Below are 6,965 nucleotides of genomic sequence, written 5' to 3'. Positions count from 1 at the left end.
CGCGAGAGCGGCGAATGATGGCGGGGACGGTATAGGTCCATCAACGTCATTGCGGCGCGGAAGGCCGCAACAATCAAAGACTGTCGTCGCCCGGCTTGACCGGGCGATCCAGTACGCCGCGGCCTGTCGGCTCTATCGTTGGCTTCTCTGGAATACTGGGTCGCCCGGTCAAGCCGGGCGACGACAGTCTTTGATTGTTGCGGCCTTCCGCGCCGCAATGACGTTGATGGACCTATACCGTCCCCGCCATCATTCGCCGCTCTCGCGCATAGCGCACCAGCGCGACGAAACGATAGATCCCGTGCACGAACTTGCCGTAGGGCATGGTGATGAACAGCGAGAACACCACGCCGAGATGCAGCGCCAGCAGCGCGCCCATGGCGGCGGTGTCGCGCAGCAACAGCAGCGCCATGCCGGTCAGACTGGTCAGGAACAGCATCACGATGAAGGCTACATCCATGCCCATCCGGGCCTGATCGACCAGCACAGGATCGCGCTTCCATTTTTCCGCGAGCAGGCCGGCGGGACCGATCAGCAGCCCGATGCCGCCGAGCGTGCCGAGCACGACCGGCAGATCCCACCACGGATACGGCGCCTCGCGCGCCCAGAAGTAGTGGTACGCGGTCGCCACCGAGGTCGAGGCGAAGCACAATCCAAAACCGTAGAAGGTCAGATGGTGATAGATTTTGCGCAGGTCGCTCGGCCGTTCGTCCTCGTTGACGCAGCCGACTCCGCCGCCGTCGAGGTAGCGCAATTGTCCGGCGTCCTTGATCGCCTGCCAGATCGAGGGCGGGTCGATCAGCATGCCGCAATCCTTCCCGAAAATTTGCGGTTCGCCGATGTCGCGCCAGAACGCGCGCACGCCCATCGCCAGCGCCACGATCGCGTAAAGGAACGCCGCGCCGAACAGCGCCGCCATCGCATTGTGGGGCATCAATTTATAGAATGCGCCGGGGCCGGTATGGACACCGAACAGCACCTGGCGGTCGTGGAAGGCAGCGAAGCCGAAAATGAACGCTGCGACGCTGAGGGCTGCGATGATGCTGATCGAAAGCCCGTTGCGCGCGAACAGGCCGGAAAAGGCGCGCGGCCAGGCATAGGCGGCGTAGGAATCGGCGCGCGCGATCGCCAGCGTCTGCGGCACGTTGACGTTGAATTCATGCGGCGGCGAGAACTGGCAGTCGGTGTAGCAGGCGCCGCAGCCATGGCAGAGATTGGCGAAATAATTGAGGTCGCCGTCGGAGAACGCGCGGCGCATTTCCATCGCCGGAAATACCGCGCAGAGGCCCTCGCAGTAGCGGCAGGAATTGCAGACCGTCATCAGCCGGTCGGCTTCCTCGAGGATTTTAGTTCCGTGCATTTTGCGCCGCTTCCCGTCCCGCGATCCGCCCGAATACGCTGCCGATGGTCATGCCGATGCCGGCGGCGTAGCCCTTGCCGAGCACATTGCCCGCCATGATCTCGCCGGCGGCGAACATGTTGGCGGAAGGCTTGCCGTCCTTCATCAGCATCCGCGCCTGCTTGTTCACGCGGGTGCCGAGATAGGTGAAGGTGATGCCGGGCCGTACCGGATAGGCGTAATAGGGCGGCGTCTCGATTTTCCGCGCCCAATGCGTCTTCGGCGGTGTCAGCCCCTCGGTGCGGCAATCGTCGAGGATGGTATGGTCGAAGGTGCCGGGCCGCACCGCGGCGTTGAAGTCGGCAATGGTCTTTTCCAGCGCGGCCGGATCGAGTTCGAATCTGGCCGCGAGTTCGGCGATCGTCGGCGCCTCGATCGGCGGAAACAGCGTCGGCATGAAAGAGTTGCGCACGCTGGCATCGAAGATGATGTAGGCGATCTGGTCGGGCTGGGCCGCGACCAGCCGGCCCCAGATCGCGTAGCGCTTCGGCCAGATGTCCTCGCCCTCGTCGTAGAAACGGGTGGCGTGCTTGTTGACGACGATGCCGAACACCACGGAGTCGTGTCGCGTGATGATGCCGCCGTCGAATTTCGGCGCGCGGGCGTCGATCGCCACCGCGTGGCACTGGGTGGGGTCGCCGACGTCCTGCACGCCCTTGTCGAGCAGCATTTTCAGGATCGAGCCGCGGTTATAGGGCGTGCCGCGAATCAAGAAATTGTCGGCGGCGTCGCCCCAATATTGTTTCAGCCATTCGATGTTGGCCTCGAAACCACCGGAGGCGGCGACCAGGGTCGAGGCACGGACGCTGACGTCGGCGTCGCCCTGCTTCAGCGTGGCCGACAGGAACATGCCGTTGTCCACCTCGAGGTCGAGCACTTCGGCGTCGTAGAGGATCTCGACGCCGAGCTTTTCGGCGGTCAGATACAGTGCGTTCAGCATCGCCCTTCCGCCGCCGAGGAAGAACGAATTGGTCCGCCCCAGGCTGAGCGTGCCGCCGAGCGAGGGCTGCCAGCGAACGCCCTGTTCGACGATCCAGCCCAGGATATCCTTGGACTCGGCGATCATGTGCCGCGCCAGTTCCTCGTCGGTCGCGCCGCCGGTGACGCGCTGCAAATCTTCCCAGAATTCCTGCTCGGTATAGGGCCCGGTGAGGATGTCGGTTGCGGCATCATGGGCGCAGCGCATGTTGCGGGTGTGGCGGGTATTGCCGCCCCGGTAGAATTTCGGGGCGCCTTCCAGCACCAGCACCGACGCGCCGGCCCGCCGCGCGCTGATCGCGGCGCACAGCGCGGCATTGCCGCCGCCGATCACCAGCACATCGAACCTGCGTTTCAAATCCACCATGCGCTCTTGTTATCGTTGTTTGCATGGAAATCAAATCGGCGCGGAAACAGCCATGCGACGATGTCGCATGCGTCTCGCATGACGGAATATTCCTCAGGGTCTATTCTGCACCGATGCAATCAGCCATTGCCGGAACGCCTGCAGCTTCGGCGGATCCGTTCTTCCCGCCGGCGAGACCAGATAGAATCCGGCATCGGTCGGCAGCGCGATCTTGAAGGGAACCACCAGCCGGCCCTTGGCGATGTCCTCCTGCACATAGGCGGTGCGGCCCATCGCTACGCCGAGCCCGTCGATCGCGGCCTGCACGGTCATGAAGATGAGATCGAAGGTGACGCCCGGCTGTTTGGAAAAATCGGCCGGCAGTCCTGCCGCCCACAACCACAAACGCCAGTCGTCGCTATTGGCGTTGCTGGTGTGCAGCAGCACGTGATTTTTGAGGTCTTCCGGGCATTTCAGCGGCTTGCTTCCCTGCAGCAGGGCCGGGCTGCATACCGGGAAAAGTTCGTCCGCCATCAGCCAATCGGCGCGTAGCCCCGCCCATTGGCCGCGGCCGTAGCGGATCGCGGCGTCGACATTGTCGCGCTGGAAGTCGACCAGATTGGTCGAGGTGGTGATGCGGACATCGATGCCGGGATGCGCCTCCTGGAATGCGGTCAGCCGCGGCAGCAGCCACTTGGCGGCCAGCGAGGCCAGCGTCGAGACCGTCAGCACATGGTCACTGTCCTTGCGCCGCAGCCGGTCGGTGGCGAGCTTGAGATCGTTGAACGCGGCGCGGACGCCGGGGAGATATTCCTGGGCCTCCGCCGTCAAGGTCAGCGCGCGGTTCTGCCGGACGAACAGCTTGGTTCCGAGTTCCAGCTCGAGCCGCCGGATCTGATGGCTGATCGCGGTCTGGGTGACGTTCAGCTCGGCCGCCGCAAGGGTGAAGCTGAGGTGCCGGGCTGCCGCCTCGAAGGCGCGCAATCCATTGAGCGACGGCAGTCTCGCAGTCATTCTGGCCATCCCAATTGCATGAATTTATCTCATGCGAAGCGGTACGCAATGTCGTTTGTCGGAAGTGTGGATCAGGCAGATATTCCACCCAACAAACTAGCTTCAGGAGATGACCATGTCCACATTGACCCACCAATCGATGATAAATCATCATCAATCGAGCATTTTTTCCCGAGCCATCGAAACCCTCCGGATCTGGCACGAGCGCCAGCAGAGCCGGCGCCAGTTGGCTCAACTGTCCGCCCGTGACCTGCACGATGTCGGCCTGTCCTGGAGCGACATCGCCTACGAGGCCGAAAAGCCGTTCTGGCGGGCTTGAACGCCGGGGAGCGCGACCAGCAAAAGTGGGGACCGGTTTTGCGCCCGGTCGCGCTCCGATTTGAAGTGCGCATGATCCGATCGCCAAACCGCGCACACTTTGGCGGATCATGCGCCCCGGTGTTGTCCTCGGGGGACGCCGGCCACGACTTTTCGGGACCAACGGGAGCCAGCCATGACCGCGTTTCGCTTCGACGATCTCCGGCAGCATTCGGATATCCTGCGGTTGCGCACCGGCGAGCCGGTGACGGTGCGCTTCATCGAGCCTGGTGATGCCGAGGCGCTGCAGGCCTACTTCCGGTCGCTCTCGACCCGCTCCCGCTACAACCGCTTCCTCGGCGCCATCAGCGAATTGCCGGCAACCCAGCTCGATCAATTCATCGATGTCGGCCAGGCCGACCGCTTCAGCGTTGTCGCGGTGATGAGCATCGACGGCGCCGACACCATCGTCGGCGAAACCCGCTACGCCTTCGACGCCGAGACCGACAGTTTCGAGTTCGGCCTGTCGATCGACGACCGCTGGCAGGGCCATGGCATAGGCTCCGCGCTCCTCGGCAATCTGGAATGCCGCGCCGCGGCCTTCGGCGCCCACAGGCTGTTCGGCGACACGCTGCGTTCCAACGACGCCATGATCGGCCTCGCCCGCAAGTCCGGCTTCGCCTTCACGCATTCGCCCGGCGACTGGAAGCTGGTGCGGTTCGAAAAGCATACCGTCGGTGCACCGCAGGAAATTCCCTGCGCGAGTTGGCGGTTGGCGGCGCAGCAGATGGCGATGCAAGTGTCCGCTTGAAGCTTGCTCGCCCTCATCCTGAGGAGCCCGGCGAAGCGCAGCGGAGACGGGCGTCTCGAAGGATGGCAGCAGGCCACGTGCCAGATGGTTCGAGACGCACGCCGGCAGCGCCAAGGCGCAGCCAACGTGCTCCTCACCATGAGGGATCAGATTTCGCGGCCTAACTTCCCTTAAACACCGCCTTGCGCTTGTCGATGAAGGCCTGCACCGCCTCCTTGTGATCCGCCGTCGTCGTCAGGCGGACCAGCCGCTCCGCTTCGTGGTCGCGCGCGGTGGTGAAATCGAACAACAGGGCTTCGTCGAGATTGTCCTTCATGTAGCGCAGCGCCAGGGTCGGGCCCTCCGCCATCGATCTGGCCAGCGCAAAGGCGGCTTGCTGCAGCTCGGCGTCGGGCACCACGCGGTTGACGAGGCCGATCGCCTCGGCGCGCCGCGCCTCGACCTTGTCGGAGGTGAACATCAATTCGCGCGCCCGCGAGGTGCCGACCAGCCGGGTCAATAGCCAGGCGATGCCGTAGTCGCCTGACAGCGCCACCCGCAGATAGCCGGTGGAGACGAACGCCGATTCCGCCGCGATGCGGATGTCGCAGGCCATCGCCAGCGCAAGGCCGGCGCCGACCGCGGGGCCGGGCAGTGCCGCGATGGTCGGCTTGCGCACCGACACCAGCGCGCCGGTCAGCAGCCGCTGGCGTTCCTGCAGGTCGGCGACCTTCTGGTCATAGGACATTGCCAGTCGCTTCGGGTCGCGGTGGGCGCCCATGCCCTTGACGTTGCCGCCGGCGCAGAAGGCGGTGCCGGCGCCCGTGATGAGCAGCGCACCGACATCCGGGTTCTCGCCGCAGGCCTTGATCATGTTGCGCAGCGCCGGCGTCAGCTCGTCCGACATGGCGTTGCGGACCTCAGGGCGGTTGAGCGTGATGATGGCGACGCGGTCGCGGATGACGCACAGAAGTTCGTTGGTGCCGGTGTCGATGGTGATCTCGGTGGCCATGTCATCCTTCCCATTGGCGCGTTTATCTCGCCTTCGATCAAAAGCAGGTTGTCATCCCCGCGAAGGCGGGGATCCAGTACGCCGCGGCTTCTCGGCCCTGTCACTGGCGTCTCTGGAATACTGGATCACCCGCCTTCGCGGGTGACGACACCGGAAAATGCGGCTGCATCGAAACTAAAACTTCTCCACCCAGGGCCGCAGTTCCTGTTCCCAGCTCCAGGCGCTGCGTGGCTGTTGCAGCACGTTCCAGTAGCTCAGCGCAATCGCGTCGGGGTCGAGCATCGAATCCGGCCGGTCGGCGGGCTCGCTGCGCGCCGCGCTGCGGATGCCGCCGTCGATGACGAAATGCGCGACATGGATGCCCTGCGGCGACAGTTCGCGCGCCATGCTCTGCGCCAGCCCGCGCAGCGCGAACTTGCCCATTGCGAACGGCGCCGACTGCGCATAGCCCTTGACGCTGGCGGATGCCCCGGTGAACAGGATCGCGCCGTGCTTGTTCGGCAGCATTCGCTGCGCGGCCTGCTGCGCCACCAGGAAACCGCCGAAGGCGCTGACCGAAATCGCCTGGGCGACCTCCGCCGGCACCAGATCGGTGAAGGCGCCGCGGGCGCGGCCGCTGGCGTTGTAGACGACGATGTCAGGCGTCCCGATCTCGCGCTCGACCAGCCCGAACAGCCGCTCGACCTCGTCGGCATTGGTGGCGTCGCAGGCAAAGGCCCGTGCCCCGGTCTCGGTGCAGAGCGCGCCGAGCTTTTCGATCTTGCGCGCCGCCAGGGCGACGCGGATGCCCTGTTTGGCGAACAGCCGCGCCAGCGATGCGCTGAGACCCTCGCCGGCGCCGACGATCAGGGCGATCTTGTAGTTCGGCAATTCCATGGCGCAGTCCTCGATTTCAGGTGAATCCGTATCTAGGCGCGCAATCCGGCAAGGCAACCCGCGGCGGCCAGCACCATGTCGAGCGTGCTCTTGTCGGCGACTTCGGCGTATTTGGCGCGCAGCATCCCGAGCGAGCGCGCATGATATTTTTGCGGCTTCTGGGTCCAGACCTTGTCGCCGAGCGTGACGCTGAACTCCTCGAGTCCCTGCTTCAGCGCGGTTTCGTTGGCGAGCGTCCAGGGCCAGAAATGCT

General features: G+C 64.7%; 7 protein-coding genes and 1 pseudogene. 2 read left to right on the top strand and 6 right to left on the bottom strand.

The annotated features are described in order from the left end of the window. Positions 1–232 precede the first annotated feature (232 nt). The 3 genes from tcuB to Q7U29_RS16875 all read right to left on the bottom strand — a co-directional run bounded on the left by tcuB (position 233) and on the right by Q7U29_RS16875 (position 3,737). On the bottom strand, positions 233–1,360 hold the full coding sequence (gene tcuB, locus Q7U29_RS16885; RefSeq protein ID WP_304743379.1) for a tricarballylate utilization 4Fe-4S protein TcuB: 1,128 nt from the start codon (positions 1,358–1,360) through the stop codon (positions 233–235). Further along, complete coding sequence (gene tcuA, locus Q7U29_RS16880) at positions 1,347–2,744, bottom strand: FAD-dependent tricarballylate dehydrogenase TcuA (protein WP_370691770.1); 1,398 nt, start codon at positions 2,742–2,744, stop codon at positions 1,347–1,349. Before tcuA ends, tcuB begins: the two co-directional genes overlap by 14 nt. A gap of 93 nt (positions 2,745–2,837) precedes the next feature. Next, on the bottom strand, positions 2,838–3,737 hold the full coding sequence (locus Q7U29_RS16875; protein WP_304743377.1) for a transcriptional regulator GcvA: 900 nt from the start codon (positions 3,735–3,737) through the stop codon (positions 2,838–2,840). A gap of 115 nt (positions 3,738–3,852) precedes the next feature. Between Q7U29_RS16875 and Q7U29_RS16870 the strand changes: the two genes are divergently transcribed. Together Q7U29_RS16870 and Q7U29_RS16865 are read left to right on the top strand one after the other, a co-directional pair. Beyond that, on the top strand, positions 3,853–4,056 hold the full coding sequence (locus tag Q7U29_RS16870) for a DUF1127 domain-containing protein (protein WP_304743375.1): 204 nt from the start codon (positions 3,853–3,855) through the stop codon (positions 4,054–4,056). Between the two features lie 174 nt (positions 4,057–4,230). Continuing rightward, positions 4,231–4,845 (top strand): GNAT family N-acetyltransferase, encoded by a 615-nt coding sequence (locus Q7U29_RS16865; RefSeq protein WP_304743373.1) that lies wholly within the window; start codon positions 4,231–4,233, stop codon positions 4,843–4,845. Between the two features lie 160 nt (positions 4,846–5,005). On the opposite strand, the gene Q7U29_RS16860 is transcribed toward Q7U29_RS16865, so the two are convergent. From Q7U29_RS16860 to Q7U29_RS16850, 3 genes and pseudogenes are all read right to left on the bottom strand, one after another. Next, the gene (locus tag Q7U29_RS16860) at positions 5,006–5,836 is read right to left on the bottom strand and encodes an enoyl-CoA hydratase (RefSeq protein WP_304743372.1); all 831 of its coding nucleotides are present in this window, start codon (positions 5,834–5,836) and stop codon (positions 5,006–5,008) included. A 174-nt stretch (positions 5,837–6,010) separates the two neighbouring features. Continuing rightward, positions 6,011–6,712 carry an SDR family NAD(P)-dependent oxidoreductase gene (locus Q7U29_RS16855; RefSeq protein WP_304743370.1) on the bottom strand — a complete coding sequence of 234 codons (702 nt, stop codon included), beginning with the start codon at positions 6,710–6,712 and terminating at the stop codon, positions 6,011–6,013. Positions 6,713–6,744: 32 nt separating this feature from the next. After that, positions 6,745–6,965, bottom strand: a pseudogene (locus tag Q7U29_RS16850) (glutathione S-transferase family protein); the annotation flags it as partial.

The sequence above is a fragment of the Bradyrhizobium sp. genome, assembly GCF_030654605.1.
Lineage (GTDB): Bacteria > Pseudomonadota > Alphaproteobacteria > Rhizobiales > Xanthobacteraceae > Bradyrhizobium.
Note: the sequence above shows the minus strand (reverse complement) of the source record. Positions and strands in the feature narration are given on the sequence as shown.

Excerpts from the sequence above, each read along its gene's own strand:
- Q7U29_RS16875 (WP_304743377.1), bottom strand. The coding sequence starts at position 3,737 with ATGACTGCGAGACTGCCGTCGCTCAATGGATTGCGCGCCTTCGAGGCG.
- Q7U29_RS16865 (WP_304743373.1), top strand. The coding sequence starts at position 4,231 with ATGACCGCGTTTCGCTTCGACGATCTCCGGCAGCATTCGGATATCCTG.
- Q7U29_RS16860 (WP_304743372.1), bottom strand. The coding sequence starts at position 5,836 with ATGGCCACCGAGATCACCATCGACACCGGCACCAACGAACTTCTGTGC.
- tcuA (WP_370691770.1), bottom strand. The coding sequence starts at position 2,744 with ATGGTGGATTTGAAACGCAGGTTCGATGTGCTGGTGATCGGCGGCGGC.
- tcuB (WP_304743379.1), bottom strand. The coding sequence starts at position 1,360 with ATGCACGGAACTAAAATCCTCGAGGAAGCCGACCGGCTGATGACGGTC.
- Q7U29_RS16855 (WP_304743370.1), bottom strand. The coding sequence starts at position 6,712 with ATGGAATTGCCGAACTACAAGATCGCCCTGATCGTCGGCGCCGGCGAG.
- Q7U29_RS16870 (WP_304743375.1), top strand. The coding sequence starts at position 3,853 with ATGTCCACATTGACCCACCAATCGATGATAAATCATCATCAATCGAGC.